Genomic DNA, 18431 nt, shown 5'->3' on the forward strand with positions numbered 1-18431 from the left:
TGTCTCCGGGTGGGCCCGGTTATCCGTCTGCTGCGGCTGCCGAATATAAAGCGCGTTGCTTTCAGCAGCCTTACAGACCCGGTGGTGAATTGCTGACGCCGGATCACGGGCCGGCGTCGGTTTTTTCTGTGTTTCTTGTAGGCTTCTTGTAGGTATTAGTGCTGCACCAGCATGCCGGTGAACCAGTAGGCCTGAGCCAGGGTGATCAAACCGACAATCGTTGCAAAGAATAGGCTGTGCTTGAGGGTGAAGCGGAACAGATCCGATTCCTTGCCGACCAGACCGGTCGCGGCGCAAGCCACGGCGATCGATTGCGGCGAGATCATCTTGCCGGTCACGCCGCCGCTGGTATTGGCCGCCACCAGCAAGGTGTCGTTGACGCCGATCTGGTGCGCCGTGGTCGCTTGCAACGAACTGAACAGCGCGTTCGACGACGTATCCGAACCGGTGAGGAACACGCCCAGCCAACCGAGGAACGGCGAGAAGAACGGGAACGCGGCGCCAGTACCCGCCAGCACCAGGGCCATGGTCGAGGACATGCCGGAATAGTTGGTCACGAAGGCAAATGCCAGCACCATGCCGATCGACAGGATCGGCCAGCGCAGTTCGTAGAAGGTCTCTTTCAAAGTGGTCAGACCAGTTTTGAAATCGATCTTCAGCACCAGCATCGAAATCAGCGCGGAGAAGAAAATCGCCGTGCCGGTGGCGGAAATCGGGTCGAGTTTGAACACCGCTGGAATGGCAGTCGGGTTGGCTACGATCGGTGCAGTCTTGATTACCACTTGATCAAGGTGCGGAATCGCGAAGTTGAATACCCAGCTGTACATCGAGCCGCCAGCAGCGAACATCGCTTTGAAAGGCTTCAGCGTCCAGATCGTCACCAGTACGGTGAGGATCAGGAACGGCGACCAGGCCTTGAAAATTTCCCCGAGGCTGTAGGGCGAAGCCACGGTGGTGCGCTTCTGGCCAAAACCGCCGACGCTGGCGCTGACCACCGAAGCCGACACGGCGCCGACGATGTGCTGGCCGGCGGCGCGGCGTGGTTGCCAGACCTTGAGGAACAGGGTCAGGGAAATCAAACTGGCCAGCGCCGAGGTGATGTCCGGCAGTTCCGGGCCGATGAAGTTCGAAGTGAAGTACTGGGTGATGGCGAAACTCAAACCTGCCACCAGCGCGGCTGGCCAGGTTTCGCGCACACCGCGCAGGCCGTCCATCATGAACACCAGCCAGAACGGCACGAACAGCGACAGCAGTGGCAACTGGCGACCGGTCATGGCGCCGATCTTGAAGGCGTCAATGCCAGTGACCTGACCCGCAACGATGATCGGAATCCCCAGCGCGCCGAATGCCACCGGAGCGGTGTTGGCGATCAAGCACAGGCCGGCGGCGTACAGCGGATTGAAGCCCAGTCCTACAAGGAGTGCGGCAGTAATCGCGACCGGCGCGCCGAAACCGGCGGCACCTTCCAGAAATGCGCCGAAGCAGAAACCGATCAGCAGCACCTGCAAGCGTTGGTCATCGGTGATCGAAAGAACCGAGCTGCGGATGACCTCGAACTGACCGCTCTTCACCGTCAGTTTGTAGAGGAATACCGCCGCGACAATGATCCAGGCAATCGGCCACAGACCATAAGCGAAACCATAACCGGCGGCGGCGAACGCCATGTCCACTGGCATCTGGAAAGCGAAAATCGCCACGGCAATCGAAAGCGCGAGGGTGATGCTGCCGGCCACGTGGCCTTTGAGGCGGAACACCGCCAGGGCGAGAAAGAAGAACACGATGGGAATGACGGCCGCGAGTGCGGAGACGCCAAGACTGCCGAGCGGGCTGTAGAGCTGTTGCCAGGTTTGCATAGTGGGGTGGCCCCTAATTGTTGTTGGTCAGGCACTGTCAGCGTATTTGGATAATTGGTAAGACCAATTTACAAGCGCTGTTGGCTAGGGTAAAAGCCTTAGCGTAGGTGTGTCAATTTGCCGCCCTGAAACTTTCGTCGAAGATACGGTGCAGGGGCCAGCTGATCCGGTTTGGCGAAGTGCTGTCTGGCAGGTGTCGGCGGCGCGCGGATAGGCCAGAATAGACAGCCCGGCGAGCGGTCGGGGTCGTGGAGAAATGAGTTATGGGCTTTGATCAGATACGTCAGCGCCGTTTGTCTGACGATATTGTTGAGCGCCTCGAAGGGATGATCCTTGAGGGCACGCTGAAGTCAGGCGAGCGGCTGCCGGCCGAGCGCACCCTGGCCGAACAATTTGGCGTATCACGCCCGTCGTTGCGCGAGGCGATTCAGAAACTCGCGGCCAAAGGCTTGCTGGTCAGCCGCCAGGGCGGCGGCAATTACGTGGTGGAAGGGCTTGGTTCGACGTTTAGCGATCCGCTGTTGCAATTGCTTGAAAGCAACCCCGAAGCGCAGCGCGATTTGCTCGAGTTTCGGCACACCCTGGAGGCGTCGTGCGCTTATTACGCCGCGTTGCGCGCCACCGATGTCGATCGTGAGCGACTGACTACTGCGTTCGAAGAGCTGCAGGATTGCTACTCGCGCCATGAAGAGGTCAGCCGCGCGGAAGAGGGCGCGGCGGATGCGAAATTTCATCTGGCGATTGCCGAGGCCAGCCACAACGCGGTGTTGCTGCATACCATTCGCGGTTTGTTCGATCTGCTCAAGCGCAACGTCGTGACCAACATTGGCGGCATGTACAAACAGCGCACGGAAACCCGCGACATGCTGATCTCGCAGCATCGGGAATTGTATCTGGCAATTATCGAAGGGCGCGCGGAGCAGGCCAGGGAAGTGTCCAGCCGACATATTCTGTATGTGCAGGAAGTGCTGGAAGAGGTGCGTCAGGAGGTGCAGCGCATGGCTCGGGCGGAGCGGCGCAAGGGGATGTGAAGTAGCGCATCAATTGTGGCGAGGGAGCTTGCTCCCGCTCGACTGCGCAGCAGGCGCATTCGACTCCCGCGACCCAGAAAAAAGCGAGAGCCGCTGCGCGCCTCAGCGGGAGCAAGCTCCCTCGCCACAGTTGTGCTTCAGGGCGAGGACTAGTCTTCCTTGCCCTTGTTGCGCACCGCTCGCTGCAATTCACGACCGGCGTCGCGCTCGCGCTCGGTGTCACGCTTGTCGTATTCCTTCTTGCCCTTGCCCAGAGCGATCTCGCACTTGACCATGTGCTTGCTCCAGTACCAGGACAGGCAGACGCAGGCGTAACCCTTTTGCTGCACGGCGGCGGCGAGCTTGTCCAGCTCGCGGCGGTTGAGCAGCAGTTTGCGTGTGCGCACCGGGTCGGCGATGACGTGAGTGCTCGCGGTCATCAGCGGCGTGATGTGGCTGCCGAGCAACCACGCTTCGCCATCCTTGAGCAGGACATAGCTGTCGACCAGCTGCAACTTGCTCGCCCGCAGACTTTTTACTTCCCAGCCGGCCAGGACCAGACCAGCCTCGAACTTGTGCTCGATGAAGTAATCGTGTCGCGCCTTTTTGTTCTGCGCGATGGTCCCTGTTGGGTGTTTCTTCTGTTTAGCCATAGGGGCGGCATTATATGGAGTTGTTCGGCTGTCGGCTACGGTGTTGCTGCGTGCTTGAGCAGGTTGAGTGAATCCCGGACAATGCGGCCTCTTTTTCTAACGCTTGGGCGTGATAAACGATGTCGACAGACAAGGTTTCTGTCCACGGCAGTTGGGCTAGCCGCTGGGTATTCATACTCGCCGCGACCGGTTCGGCCGTGGGACTGGGTAGTATCTGGAAGTTCCCCTACATGGTCGGGGTCTACGGTGGCGGCGCCTTCGTGCTGATGTTCCTGGCGTGCATCGCGCTCATCGGTGTCCCGGTCATGCTCGCGGAAACCCTGATCGGCCGACGCGCCCGGCAGAGTCCGGCGAACGCCTTGAAGGTGCTGGCGCTGGAGGCGGGCCACTCGGCCAAATGGTCGTGGGGCGCGTTTGCCGGGATGATCACGGCTCTGCTGATCCTGTCTTTCTATAGTGTGGTCGGCGGCTGGTCGCTGGACTACATCGTCGACATGGGCCGTGGCGACTTCCAGGGCGCGACGGCCGATCAGGTCGGCGCCTATTTCGGCAATGTCATCTCCAATCCATGGCGCCTGACACTTTGGCACACGATTTTTATGCTCCTGTCGGCCTATGTGATCGCCAAAGGCGTGGTCGCCGGGCTTGAGCGCAGCTTGCGGATCATGATGCCGCTGCTGTTCGTGATGGTGTTGGTGTTGCTGGGCTACAGCATGACCACCGGGCATTTCATGGAAGGCGTGCATTTCATGTTCGACTTCCACCCGGAAAAAGTCCTCGACGGCCTGCTGCCAGCGATGGGCCACGCGTTCTTTTCGCTGAGCGTTGGCGTCGGCTCGATCATGATCTACGGCGCCTACATGCCGAAGAACACCTCGCTGTCGGGCACGGTGGTCGGTGTTGCGCTGCTGGATACTTTCGTATCGCTGGTAGCCGGTCTGGCGTTGTTTCCGATTGTGTTCGCCGCGGGCCTGAACCCGAGCGAAGGCCCGGGCCTGATGTTCGTCAGCCTGCCATTTGCTTTTGGTAACGTATTTCTCGGCCAGTTGATGGGCGTGGTGTTCTTCGTGCTGGTCGCGGTGGCCGCGTGGAGTTCGGCGATTTCTCTGCTCGAGCCGATGGTGGCTTACCTCGTTGAGCGCACGAAAATCAGCCGCGCCTGGGTGACTTTCTGGCTGGCGTTCACCTGCTGGTTTGTCGGTCTGGGCACGGTGTTTTCCTTCAACATCTGGAAGGAAGCCAAGTTTTTCGTGAACGAAGGCGGGGTGTTCAGCCTCTACCAATGGGGTGCGCAGAGCGGTCTCGACTTCTTCGGCGTGATCGATTTCTTCACCTCGCGGATCATGTTGCCCCTAGGTGGCTTGTGTTTCGTGCTGTTCGCGGGATGGGTGATGGGGCGAGAAGCGGTGCGGGATGAATTGTCCATCCGTAACCCGGTTCTGTTTGCCCTGTCCCTGTTCTTGATGCGCTACGTGGCGCCTATCGGCATTCTTGTAGTCTTTGCCGCTCAGCTCTGGAAGTAACGCTTACATGACGACACATATCCAACGATCCGCGCTACTGCCGTACCCGGCGCAATTTCTCTACGACCTGGTCAACGACGTCGCGCGGTACCCGGAGTTTCTGCCGTGGTGCTCGGAGGCCGAAGTGCTGGAAAGCTCCCCGGAACACATGCGCGCCAGTGTCGGCGTGGCTAAGGGCGGCCTCAGCCAGCATTTCGTCACGCGCAATACGCTGGTGCCGGGGCAGTCGATCGAGATGAACCTTGAAGAAGGCCCGTTCACTCAGTTGCACGGCATCTGGGTGTTCAAGGCGCTGAACGAAAAAGCCTGCAAGATCAGTCTGGATCTGTCGTTCGATTACGCCGGGCCGCTGGTGCGCGCTACGTTGGGCCCGTTGTTCAATCAGGCGGCCAATCAGCTGGTGGATGCTTTCTGCCAGCGCGCCAAGCAGATGCACGGTTGAGTCGGTGATCGACATAGAAGTTGTGTACGCGGCGGTTGATCGGCAGGTTCTGCGTGCGATCAGCGTCGCTGAAGGCGTTAGCGTTCGGACGGCGGTGCACGAATCGGGCATCGCGGCTGAGTTTCCTGAGCTGAATCTGGCGGAATGTCCGCTGGGGATTTTTGGCAAAGTCGTGACTGACGCGGATGCGCGTGCTGTTCAGGCCGGCGATCGCATCGAAATTTACCGGCCGCTGCTGGCGGATCCCAAAGAGGTTCGACGCCTGCGTGCGGCCAAGGCTGCCGAGGCTAAGGCGCGCAATTCCTGATCAAGCCAAACGGCAGGCAATAAAAAACCCGGAATCTCCGGGTTTTTTATTGCCTCGCGTATTACTGCGGCGAGGTGTCCAGCGGTTCTGGTGTCGGAACCGGTACGGTTTCCACACCATCGACGTCCTTCTGGATCTGATCCAGCAAGGAGCCTGGCTTGGCTGGTTTCTCAGCTTCTGGCTTCTCGGCGTTTTCAGCAGGCGCGGTCACGTTCGTGCCGCTGTCCTTGCCGAGAATGGCTTCGTCACGGCTCACGCCCGGCATGAAGTCACCGGACAGGCTGACAAGCTGGTCGTTGGAATTGAAGATAACGCTGATTCGTTCCTGCTGGCGTTCACCGCCACCCGGTTGCAGGCTGTACAGATAATCCCAGCGATCGGCATGGAACGTGTCGGCAAGCAGAGGGTTGCCCATGATAAACCGTACTTGCGGCCGGGTCATTCCCGGGCGTAACTGGTCTATCATGTCCTGCGTGACGACATTGCCCTGCTGGATGTCGATTTTGTAAACCCCGGGGAATGAACAACCGGCGAGTGCGAGCAGTCCCACAAAGGTGAAACTGGTTAGCAAGAGCTTGGTGTTTTGCATCGGTGGGCGACTTCCACTATCTTGGCTGGGACAACGTAAACGCCGATCATACCCGCATTAAGAGAAGCTGCGAAGCAGCATCGCGAGAAAGCTGACCATGGTTGAAAATAGCGAACTACGCAAAGCCGGCCTCAAAGTGACCCTGCCACGGGTCAAGATCCTGCAAATGCTCGACTCTACCGAGCAGCGCCACATGAGTGCCGAGGACGTCTACAAGGCGTTGATGGAAGCTGGTGAGGACGTCGGCCTGGCCACGGTTTACCGTGTACTGACCCAGTTCGAAGCGGCCGGCCTCGTGGTCCGCCACAACTTCGACGGCGGCCACGCGGTCTTCGAACTGGCTGACGGTGGCCACCACGACCATATGGTCAACGTGGAGTCGGGTGAAGTCATCGAATTCTTCGACGAAGAAATCGAAAAACTTCAGAAATCGATCGTCGAGAAGCACGGTTTCGAGATGGTTGATCACAATCTTGTACTGTACGTACGCAAGAAAAAGTAAGCATGTCGCGCGAATTTCACATTCGCGAAACGAACGAAGGCGACCCAAGGGTCGCCTTCGTGCTTTCTACTATTTGTTACGCCTTGGCGGTCACCACCATTTTTTTCGCGTGAGCCAGGGATTCCTTGGTCAGATCGATGCCACCGAGCATGCGCGCGACTTCTTCGATGCGTTCGTTCTTGGTCAGCTTCGCGACGGCGGTGTGAGTCGCCTTTTCGTCGCGGACCTTGTGCACGAACAGATGCTGATGACCCTGCGCCGCCACTTGCGGCAAGTGGGTCACGGTCAAGACCTGGCCGCGATCACCGAGGCGCCGCAGTAGCTGGCCGACGATCTCGGCAGTCGGGCCGCCGATACCCACGTCCACTTCGTCGAATACCAGCGTTGGCACACGGGAGGTCTGGGCGGTGATCACCTGAATCGCCAGACTGATCCGCGACAGCTCACCGCCGGACGCGACTTTTGCCAGCGCCTTGAGCGGTTGGCCGGGGTTGGCGCTGACCAGCAGTTCGACCTGTTCCAATCCGTTCGGCAGCAATTCGTCGCTGCTGTTGGCTTTCAGTTCGATGGTGAAGCGGCCGCCGGGCATGCCCAGGCGCTGGATTTCCTGCTCCACCGCACTGGCGAGACTGCCGGATGCCTGTTGACGGAGGTCGCTCAGCTCGCGGGCTTTCTCTTGATAGTGACGGGCGTAGGAGGCCAGCTCTTCGCCCAGGCGCTCGATGGATTCATCGTTGGCGTTCAGGGTTTCGATTTCTTCCAGCAACTTCTGCTGCATTTCGCCGACTTCGGTCGGTTGAATCCGGTGTTTGCGCGCCAGGGTGTAGATCGCGTCCAGGCGCTCTTCCAGATATTGCAGGCGAGCCGGGTCGGCATCGAAGTTGTCGAGAAAGCGGTTGAGCTCGCCGACCGCTTCTTCTACCTGAATCTGCGCGCTGGTCAGCAGGCTGCTGGCTTCACCCAGCGCACCCACTGAATTATTCACGCTGGACAGGCGATTGAGGCTGGCGGTCAGCGCATTCAGCACATTGCCGGAATCGCTTTCGCTGCACTGCTCGACCACTTGCCGGCAAATGCCCAGCAAGGTTTCGGCGTTGGTCAGGTTCTTGTGTTCCTGCTCCAGCTGTTCGAGTTCGTTTTCGCCGAGGCCGAGGTTTTCCAGTTCTTCGAGCTGGTAGCTGAGCAGTTGATGACGTGCACGTTGTTCATCACCAGAGTTGGAGAGGCGCTCGAGTTCCTGGCGGGTCTGGCGCCAGCGCTGGGCGGCAAGTTGCACCTGACGCGCCAGATCGGTCGCGCCGGCGTACTCGTCGAGCAGGCGGCGATGGGTGTCGGTTTTCAGCAGTGATTGATGTTCATGCTGGCTGTGGATATCGATCAGCAGCTCGCCAAGGGCTTTGAGGTCGCCAAGCGGGCAGGGCGTGCCGTTGATATAGCCGCGCGAACGACCTTCGGAGGTGATGACCCGACGCAGAATGCACGGCCCGTCGTTTTCCAGGTCGCGCTCGGTCAGCCAGGCGCTGGCTTCAGGGATATCAGCCAGGTCGAACGTGGCGAGAATGTCGGCTTTATCGGCGCCCGGGCGGACCACGCCGCTGTCGGCGCGATCACCCAGGGTAAGGCCCAGGGCATCGAGCATGATCGACTTGCCGGCGCCGGTTTCCCCTGTGATCACGCTCATCCCGCGATCGAGTTCGAGATCGAGATGTTCGACGATGGCGTAGTTGTGTACGGACAGGTGCACCAGCATAAGGGCCGCTCCCAGGCTTGAGGTCTGGTTATTTATACAGTGTTTTGTTCAGGCCTGACAATGCCCCCGCTTAGCTCGATTTGCTTGATCGAAAAGTTTTCTTAGCGCATTCGAGAATGACTATTCAGCACTTTTTTGTAGGGACAATCGATTGCAGCCCTTGAAGCCTGATTTTGCGGCCCCATATATCGGGGCAGAAGCGCGAGTCAGGCTCGCGGACGAAATTGAAAGGAGAATTCTATGGCTGACGAACAGACAGTAGATACGCAAAACCCAGATGCCAATCAGGCGCCCGAAGGTTCGGGTGACGACCTGGCGACCCGTGTGCAAGTGCTCGAAGAGCAATTGGCCGCCGCGCAGGATCAGTCTCTGCGTGTTGCTGCCGATCTGCAGAACGTTCGCCGCCGTGCCGAGCAGGACGTCGAGAAGGCGCACAAGTTTGCCCTGGAAAAATTCGCCAGCGACCTGCTGCCGATCGTCGACAGCCTGGAGCGCGGCCTCGAGCTGTCGAGCCCGGACGACGAAAGCATCCGTCCGATGCGCGAAGGCATCGAGCTGACCCTGAAAATGTTCCACGACACCCTCAAGCGCTACCAGCTTGAAGCTATCGATCCGCATGGCGAACCGTTCAACGCCGTTCACCATCAGGCGATGGCCATGCAGGAAAGCGCCGACGTCGAGCCGAACAGCGTGCTGAAGGTTTTCCAGAAGGGCTACCAGCTCAATGGTCGCCTGCTGCGCCCGGCAATGGTCGTGGTCAGCAAGGCACCGGCACCGGTTTCGCCTTCGATTGACGAGCAGGCTTGAAATTAGCCGCAAGGCCCCCATTTAGAAGTCAAGCGTTTAAGTGCTACCGCAGTCAGCCACCACTGCTGCGGCAACAAAATCCAAAGTTTCGGGAGAGTGAACATGGGCAAAATTATCGGTATCGACCTGGGGACTACCAACTCCTGCGTCTCCGTGCTGGAAAACGGCAAAGCCAAAGTTATTGAAAACGCTGAAGGCGCGCGTACCACGCCGTCGATCATCGCTTACGCCAACGATGGCGAAATTCTGGTAGGTCAGTCGGCCAAGCGTCAGGCTGTCACCAACCCGCACAACACCCTGTACGCAGTAAAGCGTCTGATCGGTCGTCGTTTCGACGAAGAAGTTGTGCAGAAAGACATCCAGATGGTCCCATACAAGATCGTCAAGGCTGACAACAATGACGCCTGGGTTGAAGTGAACGGCCAGAAAATGGCTCCGCCACAAATCTCGGCTGAAATTCTGAAGAAGATGAAGAAGACCGCCGAAGACTACCTCGGCGAGGCAGTGACCGAAGCGGTGATCACCGTTCCGGCCTACTTCAACGACAGCCAGCGTCAGGCCACCAAAGACGCCGGCCGCATCGCTGGTCTGGACGTAAAACGTATCATCAACGAACCAACCGCAGCCGCTCTGGCTTACGGTATGGACAAGGCCAAGGGCGATCACACCGTGATCGTTTATGACCTGGGTGGCGGTACTTTCGACGTTTCCGTAATCGAAATCGCTGAAGTTGACGGTGAGCACCAGTTCGAAGTGTTGGCCACCAACGGTGACACCTTCCTCGGCGGTGAAGACTTCGACATTCGTCTGATCGACTACCTCGTTGACGAATTCAAGAAAGAAAGCGGCATGAACCTCAAAGGTGACCCGCTGGCCATGCAGCGCCTGAAAGAAGCCGCTGAGAAAGCCAAGATCGAGCTGTCGTCCGCTCAGTCGACCGACGTCAACCTGCCGTACATCACTGCAGACGCGACCGGTCCTAAGCACCTGAACGTGAAAATCTCGCGTGCCAAGCTCGAAGCACTGGTTGAAGACCTGGTTCAGCGCACCATCGAACCTTGCCGCATTGCCATGAAAGACGCTGGTATCGACGTCAGCGCGATCAACGACGTGATTCTGGTCGGTGGTCAGACCCGTATGCCGCTGGTGCAGAAGCTGGTGACCGATTTCTTCGGTAAAGAAGCGCGTAAAGACGTCAACCCGGACGAAGCCGTTGCCATGGGTGCTGCGATTCAGGGCGCTGTTCTGGCCGGTGACGTTAAAGACGTGCTGCTGCTCGACGTCAGCCCGCTGACCCTGGGTATCGAAACCATGGGTGGCGTGATGACCGCGCTGATCGAGAAAAACACCACGATTCCTACCAAGAAATCGCAAGTGTTCTCGACTGCCGACGACAACCAGGGCGCTGTGACCATTCACGTTCTGCAGGGCGAGCGCAAGCAAGCCGCACAGAACAAATCGCTGGGCAAGTTCGACCTGGCCGACATTCCACCAGCTCCACGTGGCGTGCCGCAGATCGAAGTGACCTTCGACATCGACGCCAACGGCATCCTGCACGTCGGCGCGAAAGACAAGGCTACCGGCAAGACCCAGTCGATCGTGATCAAGGCCAACTCCGGTCTGTCCGACGAAGAAATCGAGCGCATGGTGCGTGACGCCGAGGCGAATGCCGAGGAAGACCGCAAGTTCGAAGAGCTGGCCGCTGCCCGTAACCAGGGTGATGCACTGGTGCACTCGACTCGCAAGATGATCGCTGACGCGGGCGACAAGGTCACCGCCGAAGAGAAGACTGCAATCGAAGCTGCAGTGGTTGCTCTGGAAGCCGCCGTCAAAGGCGACGACAAGGCTGCCATCGAAGCCAAGGTTGAAGAGCTGTCGAAAGTCTCCGCTCCGGTTGCTCAGAAGATGTACGCCGAACAGGCTCAGCCAGCTGATGGCGCAGCCCCGCAAGGCGAATCGGCTGAGAAGGCTGACGACGTTGTCGACGCCGAGTTCGAAGAAGTAAAAGACCACAAGTAAGTTGTTGGTCGCCCGGTTGACTGCCTTGCGGCGGTGACTGGTAGGATGTCGCCGCGCGGGAGCTTGCCTCCCGCGTTGGCGTATCTGGAATACGCGAATTTTTACAGCATGCGACAGCGTTCGGATGCTGGCGGTATGGCCGGGAATGCTCCTGCTTTTCGCGCCGCAGATACCGCATCAATCAAGACCAGGATCGTTGAATTGACGTGAGTTGGGTCCGGGCCTTAATGGGGGCTCAACGAGTTTGGCGAGGCTCAGGAGGGGTTTGCCGAACGTCCTTAAGAGTGCAAAGAACTTATGGCAAAGCGTGACTATTACGAAGTATTGGGTGTCGAGCGGGGCACGAGCGAAGCGGACCTGAAAAAGGCCTATCGCCGTCTGGCCATGAAGCACCACCCCGACCGTAATCCCGGCGACAAAGCTTCGGAAGAAGCATTCAAAGAGGCCAACGAGGCCTATGAAGTGTTGTCCGACGCCAGCAAGCGCGCGGCATACGACCAGTACGGGCATGCCGGCGTCGATCCGAGCATGGGCGGCGGCGGTGCCGGTTTCGGTGGCCAGAATTTCTCGGACATCTTTGGCGATGTCTTCAGTGACTTCTTTGGCGGTGGTCGCGGCGGTTCCCGTGGCGGCGCCCAGCGAGGCAGCGATCTGCGCTACACCCTGGAGCTGAATCTGGAAGAAGCGGTGCGCGGGACGTCGGTGAATATCCGCGTTCCGACACTGGTCAACTGCAAGCCGTGCGATGGTTCCGGCGCCAAGAAAGGCTCCTCGCCGACGACATGCCCGACCTGCGGCGGTATCGGCCAGGTGCGCATGCAGCAGGGCTTCTTCTCGGTGCAGCAGACCTGCCCGCGCTGCCATGGCCAGGGCAAGATCATTTCCGATCCGTGCGACTCCTGCCACGGCGACGGTCGCGTCGAAGAGTACAAAACCCTGTCGGTTAAAGTGCCGGCCGGTGTTGATACCGGCGACCGCATTCGTCTGTCCGGCGAAGGCGAGGCGGGTACCCAGGGCGGGCCGACTGGCGACCTGTATGTTGTGATCAATGTGCGCGAGCACGACATCTTCCAGCGTGACGGCAAGCATCTGTTCTGCGAAGTGCCGATCAGCTTCGTCGACGCAGCGCTGGGCGGCGAGCTGGAGATTCCGACCCTCGACGGTCGCGTCAAACTGAAAATCCCCGAAGGCACGCAGACCGGCAAGCAGTTCCGCGTACGCGGCAAAGGCGTTGCGCCAGTGCGTGGCGGCGGTGCCGGTGACCTGATGTGTCGTGTGGCTGTGGAAACGCCGGTCAACCTCAACCGTCGTCAGCGTGAACTGCTGGAAGAATTCCGCAGCTCCCTGGCCGACGACAACAGCCATTCGCCGAAAACCACCGGTTGGTTCGACGGTGTGAAGCGTTTCTTCGGCGATTTGTAAGGAGTCGGCATGCGACGTATTGCAGTGATGGGCGCCGCCGGGCGCATGGGCAAGACCCTGATCGAAGCGGTGCAGCAGACGCCGGGCGCCGGTCTGACCGCGGCGGTCGATCGCCCCGACAGCACGCTGGTTGGCGCGGATGCCGGTGAGCTGGCAGCGCTGGGCCGTATTGGCGTGCCGCTGTCCGGTGATCTGGATCGTGTGGTTGAAGAGTTCGATGTGTTGATCGACTTCACCCACCCGACCGTGACCCTGAAGAACCTCGCATTCTGCCGCAAGCACGGCAAAGCGATGATCATCGGCACCACCGGTTTCAGTGTTGAAGAGAAGCAGTTGCTGGCCGAGGCGGGTAAGGACATTCCGATCGTTTTCGCTGCCAACTTCAGCGTCGGCGTCAACCTCTGCCTGAAGTTGCTCGACACCGCTGCGCGCGTGCTGGGTGACGATGTCGATATCGAGATCATGGAAGCCCATCACCGGCACAAGGTCGATGCCCCGTCGGGTACCGCCGTGCGCATGGGTGAAGTGATTGCCGATGCGCTGGGGCGTGATCTGAAGAAGGTCGCGGTCTATGGTCGCGAAGGTCAGACCGGTGCGCGTGAGCGTGAAACCATTGGTTTCGCCACTGTGCGTGCCGGCGACATCGTCGGTGACCACACCGTTCTGTTCGCTGCCGATGGCGAGCGCGTCGAGATCACCCACAAGGCTTCGAGCCGCATGACCTTCGCCAAGGGCGCGGTGCGTGCGGCGCTGTGGCTGGATGGTCGCGAGCCGGGCCTGTACGACATGCAAGACGTGCTCGACCTGCGTTGAGTCGTTGCTGAACCCGGCGCAAACGTCCCGATTTGCGCCGGTTTTCACCGCTTGGCGACGACCTGTCGCATTCTCCGGCCTTTAAGGCTCTTTAGCGGTGGACCAAAAACGGCCTTTTCTGTAAGCTACAGCTTTAGTGTGTCCACTAAAAGCGCGCAGAATAATTTCAGTGAAGAAGCGGGGTGACGTGTCCATACGTCACTCCGCTTTTTTACAACCTGCGATTGCCCTTTCATGCGTTATTTACGGGAGGTCTTCTTGACTAAGCCAGCCATACTCGCCCTTGCTGATGGCAGCATTTTTCGCGGCGAAGCCATTGGAGCCGACGGTCAGACCGTTGGTGAGGTGGTGTTCAACACCGCAATGACCGGCTATCAGGAAATCCTTACCGATCCTTCCTACGCCCAACAGATCGTTACCCTGACTTACCCGCACATCGGCAACACCGGCACCACGCCGGAAGACGCCGAGTCCGACCGCGTATGGTCCGCTGGCCTGGTCATCCGTGACCTGCCGCTGGTAGCGAGCAACTGGCGTAACACGATGTCCCTGTCCGACTACCTGAAAGCCAACAATGTAGTGGCAATCGCTGGTATCGACACCCGTCGCCTGACCCGCATCCTGCGTGAAAAAGGCGCACAGAACGGCTGCATCATGGCCGGCGACAACATCTCCGAAGAAGCGGCCATCGCCGCTGCGCAAGGCTTCCCGGGCCTGAAGGGCATGGACCTGGCGAAAGTCGTCAGCACCAAGACTCAATACGAATGGCGCTCGACTGTCTGGGATCTGAAAACCGACAGCCACGCGACCATCGAAGCCTCCGATCTGCCATACCACGTGGTCGCCTACGACTACGGCGTCAAGGTCAACATCCTGCGCATGCTGGTCGAGCGCGGCTGCCGCGTCACCGTGGTGCCGGCTCAGACTCCAGCCGCCGATGTGCTGGCGCTCAAGCCGGACGGCGTGTTCCTGTCCAACGGCCCTGGTGACCCGGAGCCATGCGACTACGCGATCCAGGCGATCAAGCAAGTGCTGGAAACCGAGACGCCGGTGTTCGGCATTTGCCTCGGCCACCAGTTGCTGGCTCTGGCCTCCGGCGCCAAGACCCTGAAAATGGGCCACGGCCACCACGGTGCCAACCACCCGGTGCAGGACCTGGACACCGGCGTGGTAATGATCACCAGCCAGAACCACGGTTTTGCGGTAGACGAAGCCACCCTGCCAGCCAACGTGCGCGCGATCCACAAGTCGCTGTTCGACGGCACCCTGCAAGGCATCGAGCGCACCGACAAGAGCGCGTTCAGCTTCCAGGGTCACCCTGAAGCGAGCCCGGGCCCGAACGATGTCGCGCCACTGTTCGACCGCTTCATCAACGAGATGGCCAAGCGACGCTAAGCGTTCGCCTTGAGACTGTAGAGAGAAGCCCGCGAGGGCGGCCCCGGTTCCGGCGGCCCCCTCGGGACTTCAGAAATCGATCAAGACGGCTTGCCGACTGACCTGCGGATTTGAGTGACAAACCATGCCAAAACGTACAGACATTAAAAGCATCCTGATTCTCGGCGCTGGCCCGATCGTTATCGGCCAGGCCTGCGAATTCGACTACTCCGGCGCCCAGGCCTGCAAAGCCCTGCGCGAAGAGGGTTACCGCGTCATCCTGGTGAACTCCAACCCGGCTACCATCATGACCGACCCGGACATGGCCGACGCTACCTACATCGAACCGATCAAGTGGCAGACCGTTGCCAAGATCATCGAGAAGGAGCGTCCGGACGCCGTACTGCCAACCATGGGCGGCCAGACTGCACTGAACTGCGCCCTGGACCTGGAGCGCGAAGGCGTTTTGGAGAAGTTCGGCGTAGAGATGATCGGTGCCAACGCCGACACCATCGACAAGGCTGAAGACCGTTCGCGTTTCGACAAGGCGATGAAATCCATCGGCCTGGCGTGCCCGCGTTCCGGGATCGCCCACAGCATGGAAGAGGCCAATGCGGTCCTCGAAACCCTCGGTTTTCCGTGCATCATCCGTCCGTCCTTCACCATGGGCGGCACCGGTGGCGGTATCGCCTACAACCGTGAAGAGTTCGAAGAAATCTGCGCCCGTGGTCTGGACCTGTCGCCGACCAAAGAGCTGCTGATCGACGAATCGCTGATCGGCTGGAAAGAATATGAAATGGAAGTTGTCCGCGACAAAAAGGACAACTGCATCATCGTCTGCTCGATCGAAAATTTCGACCCGATGGGCGTGCACACCGGTGACTCGATCACCGTGGCTCCTGCGCAAACCCTGACCGACAAGGAATACCAGATCCTGCGTAACGCCTCCCTGGCGGTCCTGCGCGAGATCGGCGTCGAGACTGGCGGCTCCAACGTGCAGTTCGGTATCTGCCCGAACACTGGCCGTATGGTCGTGATCGAAATGAACCCGCGGGTATCGCGTTCCTCGGCACTGGCTTCGAAAGCCACCGGTTTCCCGATCGCCAAGGTCGCGGCCAAACTGGCTGTGGGGTACACCCTCGACGAGCTGTCGAACGACATCACCGGCGGCAAGACCCCGGCGTCCTTCGAACCGTCGATCGACTACGTCGTCACCAAGCTGCCACGCTTCGCCTTCGAGAAATTCGCCAAGGCTGACGCGCGCCTGACCACGCAAATGAAGTCGGTCGGTGAAGTCATGGCCATCGGCCGCACCTTCCAGGAATCCCTGCAGAAAGCCCTGCGTGGTCTGGAAGTCGGCGTTTGCGGTCTGGACGAGAAGCTTGATCTGAGCAACCCGGAAAGCATGAGCGTGCTCAAGCGCGAACTGACCGTGCCGGGCGCCGAGCGTATCTGGTACGTGGCTGACGCCTTCCGCGCCGGTCTGTCGGTCGAAGACATCTTCGGCATGAACATGATCGACCCGTGGTTCCTGGTGCAGATCGAGGACCTGATCAAGGACGAAGAGAAGGTCAAGACCCTCGGTCTGTCCTCGATCGACCGCGACCTGATGTTCAAGCTCAAGCGCAAAGGCTTCTCCGATCAGCGTCTGGCCAAGCTGCTGGGCGTCACCGAGAAAAACCTGCGCACCCATCGTCAGAAGCTCGAAGTATTCCCGGTCTACAAGCGCGTTGACACCTGCGCCGCCGAGTTCGCCACCGACACCGCTTACCTGTACTCGACCTACGAGGAAGAGTGCGAAGCCGCGCCGTCGGGTCGCGACAAGATCATGATCCTGGGCGGCGGTCCGAACCGTATCGGCCAGGGCATCGAGTTCGACTACTGCTGCGTTCACGCTGCTCTCGCTCTGCGCGAAGACGGCTACGAAACCATCATGGTCAACTGCAACCCGGAAACCGTTTCCACCGACTACGACACTTCCGACCGTCTGTACTTCGAACCGGTAACTCTGGAAGACGTGCTGGAAATCTGCCGCGTCGAGAAGCCGAAGGGCGTGATCGTCCAGTACGGCGGCCAGACTCCGCTGAAACTGGCTCGTGCGCTGGAAGCCGCTGGTGTGCCGATTATCGGCACCAGCCCTGACGCCATCGACCGTGCCGAAGACCGCGAGCGCTTCCAGCAAATGGTCGAGCGCCTGAACCTGCGTCAGCCGCCAAACGCCACTGTGCGCAGCGAAGACGAAGCCGTTCGTGCTGCCGCGAAAATCGGTTATCCGTTGGTGGTGCGCCCGTCGTATGTATTGGGCGGCCGTGCGATGGAAATCGTTTACAAGGAAGACGAGCTCAAGCGTTACCTGCGTGACGCGGTGCAAGTGTCCAACGACAGCCCGGTGCTGCTCGACCACTTCCTCAACTGCGCCATCGAAATGGACGTGGACGCGGTTTGCGACGGCAAAGACGTGGTAATCGGCGCGATCATGCAGCACATCGAACAGGCGGGCGTTCACTCCGGTGACTCCGCATGCTCGCTGCCGCCGTACTCGCTGCCGGCGCACATCCAGGACGAGATGCGCGAACAGGTCAAGAAAATGGCCCTTGAACTGGGCGTTGTCGGCCTGATGAACGTGCAATTGGCTTTGCAGGGCGAAGACATCTACGTCATCGAAGTCAACCCGCGCGCCTCGCGTACCGTGCCGTTCGTTTCCAAGTGCATCGGTGTTTCCCTGGCGATGATCGCAGCGCGCGTGATGGCCGGTAAGACCCTGAAGGAAATCGGCTTCACCAAGGAAATCATCCCGAACTTCTACAGCGTGAAAGAGGCGGTGTTCCCGTTCGCCAAATTCCCTGGCGTTGACCCGATCCTCGGCCCAGAGATGAAGTCCACCGGTGAAGTGATGGGCGTCGGCGATACCTTCGGCGAAGCATTCGCCAAGGCGCAGATGGGCGCCAGCGAAGTGCTGCCGACCGGCGGTACCGCGTTCATCAGCGTGCGCGATGATGACAAGCCGCTGGTTGCAGGCGTGGCCCGTGATCTGATCAACTTGGGCTTCGAAGTGGTCGCCACTGCCGGCACTGCCAAGCTGATCGAAGCGGCAGGCCTGAAAGTGCGCCGCGTGAACAAGGTGACCGAGGGGCGTCCGCACGTGGTCGACATGATCAAGAATGACGAAGTCACGCTGATCATCAACACCACCGAAGGTCGTCAGTCGATCGCCGATTCGTACTCCATTCGTCGTAACGCCCTGCAGCACAAGATCTACTGCACCACTACCATCGCTGCGGGCGAAGCGATCTGCGAAGCGCTGAAGTTCGGTCCGGAAAAAACCGTGCGCCGCTTGCAGGATCTACACGCAGGATTGAAGGCATGA

The 18431-nt window shown here is 59.7% G+C and carries 15 protein-coding genes; 11 read left to right on the plus strand and 4 right to left on the minus strand.

What is annotated here, in order from left to right:
* Positions 1 to 155 precede the first annotated feature (155 nt).
* Positions 156 to 1853, minus strand: coding sequence for a lactate permease LctP family transporter (locus tag LIS66_RS03710; protein WP_227973664.1), 1698 nt, complete (start codon positions 1851 to 1853; stop codon positions 156 to 158).
* A 263-nt stretch (positions 1854 to 2116) separates the two neighbouring features.
* Between LIS66_RS03710 and LIS66_RS03715 the strand changes: the two genes are divergently transcribed.
* On the plus strand, positions 2117 to 2884 hold the full coding sequence (locus LIS66_RS03715) for a GntR family transcriptional regulator (RefSeq protein ID WP_042608853.1): 768 nt from the start codon (positions 2117 to 2119) through the stop codon (positions 2882 to 2884).
* A 149-nt stretch (positions 2885 to 3033) separates the two neighbouring features.
* Here the strand turns inward: LIS66_RS03715 and smpB are convergent, their stop codons facing one another.
* A complete protein-coding gene (gene smpB / locus LIS66_RS03720; RefSeq protein ID WP_007953781.1) occupies positions 3034 to 3516 on the minus strand; it encodes an SsrA-binding protein SmpB in 483 nt (160 codons plus the stop codon).
* 119 nt (positions 3517 to 3635) lie between these two features.
* On the opposite strand from smpB, the gene LIS66_RS03725 reads away from it, so the two are divergent.
* The 3 genes from LIS66_RS03725 to LIS66_RS03735 are packed head-to-tail and all read left to right on the plus strand — an operon-like array spanning position 3636 to position 5788.
* Positions 3636 to 5039 carry a sodium-dependent transporter gene (locus tag LIS66_RS03725; protein WP_042608854.1) on the plus strand — a complete coding sequence of 468 codons (1404 nt, stop codon included), beginning with the start codon at positions 3636 to 3638 and terminating at the stop codon, positions 5037 to 5039.
* Between the two features lie 7 nt (positions 5040 to 5046).
* A complete protein-coding gene (locus LIS66_RS03730; RefSeq protein ID WP_016771773.1) occupies positions 5047 to 5481 on the plus strand; it encodes a type II toxin-antitoxin system RatA family toxin in 435 nt (144 codons plus the stop codon).
* A complete protein-coding gene (locus LIS66_RS03735) occupies positions 5444 to 5788 on the plus strand; it encodes an RnfH family protein (RefSeq protein WP_227973665.1) in 345 nt (114 codons plus the stop codon). The genes LIS66_RS03730 and LIS66_RS03735 overlap by 38 nt, the downstream gene beginning before the upstream one ends.
* A gap of 61 nt (positions 5789 to 5849) precedes the next feature.
* Here LIS66_RS03735 and LIS66_RS03740 read toward each other — a convergent pair whose 3' ends face one another.
* Positions 5850 to 6377: an outer membrane protein assembly factor BamE gene (locus LIS66_RS03740; protein ID WP_042608857.1), complete on the minus strand. Its 528-nt coding sequence runs from the start codon at positions 6375 to 6377 to the stop codon at positions 5850 to 5852.
* Positions 6378 to 6474: 97 nt separating this feature from the next.
* On the opposite strand from LIS66_RS03740, the gene fur reads away from it, so the two are divergent.
* Positions 6475 to 6879 carry a ferric iron uptake transcriptional regulator gene (fur, locus tag LIS66_RS03745; protein ID WP_016771770.1) on the plus strand — a complete coding sequence of 135 codons (405 nt, stop codon included), beginning with the start codon at positions 6475 to 6477 and terminating at the stop codon, positions 6877 to 6879.
* Positions 6880 to 6955: 76 nt separating this feature from the next.
* On the opposite strand, the gene recN is transcribed toward fur, so the two are convergent.
* A complete protein-coding gene (gene recN / locus LIS66_RS03750) occupies positions 6956 to 8629 on the minus strand; it encodes a DNA repair protein RecN (RefSeq protein ID WP_042608858.1) in 1674 nt (557 codons plus the stop codon).
* Between the two features lie 240 nt (positions 8630 to 8869).
* On the opposite strand from recN, the gene grpE reads away from it, so the two are divergent.
* The 6 genes from grpE (at position 8870) to carB (ending at position 18431) form a co-directional block, all read left to right on the plus strand.
* On the plus strand, positions 8870 to 9436 hold the full coding sequence (grpE, locus tag LIS66_RS03755) for a nucleotide exchange factor GrpE (protein ID WP_039759570.1): 567 nt from the start codon (positions 8870 to 8872) through the stop codon (positions 9434 to 9436).
* Positions 9437 to 9538: 102 nt separating this feature from the next.
* A complete protein-coding gene (gene dnaK / locus LIS66_RS03760; protein WP_042608859.1) occupies positions 9539 to 11455 on the plus strand; it encodes a molecular chaperone DnaK in 1917 nt (638 codons plus the stop codon).
* A 297-nt stretch (positions 11456 to 11752) separates the two neighbouring features.
* Complete coding sequence (dnaJ, locus tag LIS66_RS03765; protein WP_039759565.1) at positions 11753 to 12877, plus strand: molecular chaperone DnaJ; 1125 nt, start codon at positions 11753 to 11755, stop codon at positions 12875 to 12877.
* Between the two features lie 9 nt (positions 12878 to 12886).
* Positions 12887 to 13690: a 4-hydroxy-tetrahydrodipicolinate reductase gene (gene dapB, locus LIS66_RS03770; protein ID WP_016771766.1), complete on the plus strand. Its 804-nt coding sequence runs from the start codon at positions 12887 to 12889 to the stop codon at positions 13688 to 13690.
* 258 nt (positions 13691 to 13948) lie between these two features.
* Positions 13949 to 15085: a glutamine-hydrolyzing carbamoyl-phosphate synthase small subunit gene (carA, locus tag LIS66_RS03775; protein WP_227973666.1), complete on the plus strand. Its 1137-nt coding sequence runs from the start codon at positions 13949 to 13951 to the stop codon at positions 15083 to 15085.
* A 124-nt stretch (positions 15086 to 15209) separates the two neighbouring features.
* On the plus strand, positions 15210 to 18431 hold the full coding sequence (gene carB / locus LIS66_RS03780; RefSeq protein ID WP_039759558.1) for a carbamoyl-phosphate synthase large subunit: 3222 nt from the start codon (positions 15210 to 15212) through the stop codon (positions 18429 to 18431).

Origin of the sequence: Pseudomonas sp. HN2, from assembly GCF_020736465.1 — a bacterium.
Classification (GTDB): Bacteria; Pseudomonadota; Gammaproteobacteria; order Pseudomonadales; family Pseudomonadaceae; genus Aquipseudomonas; species Aquipseudomonas moraviensis_A.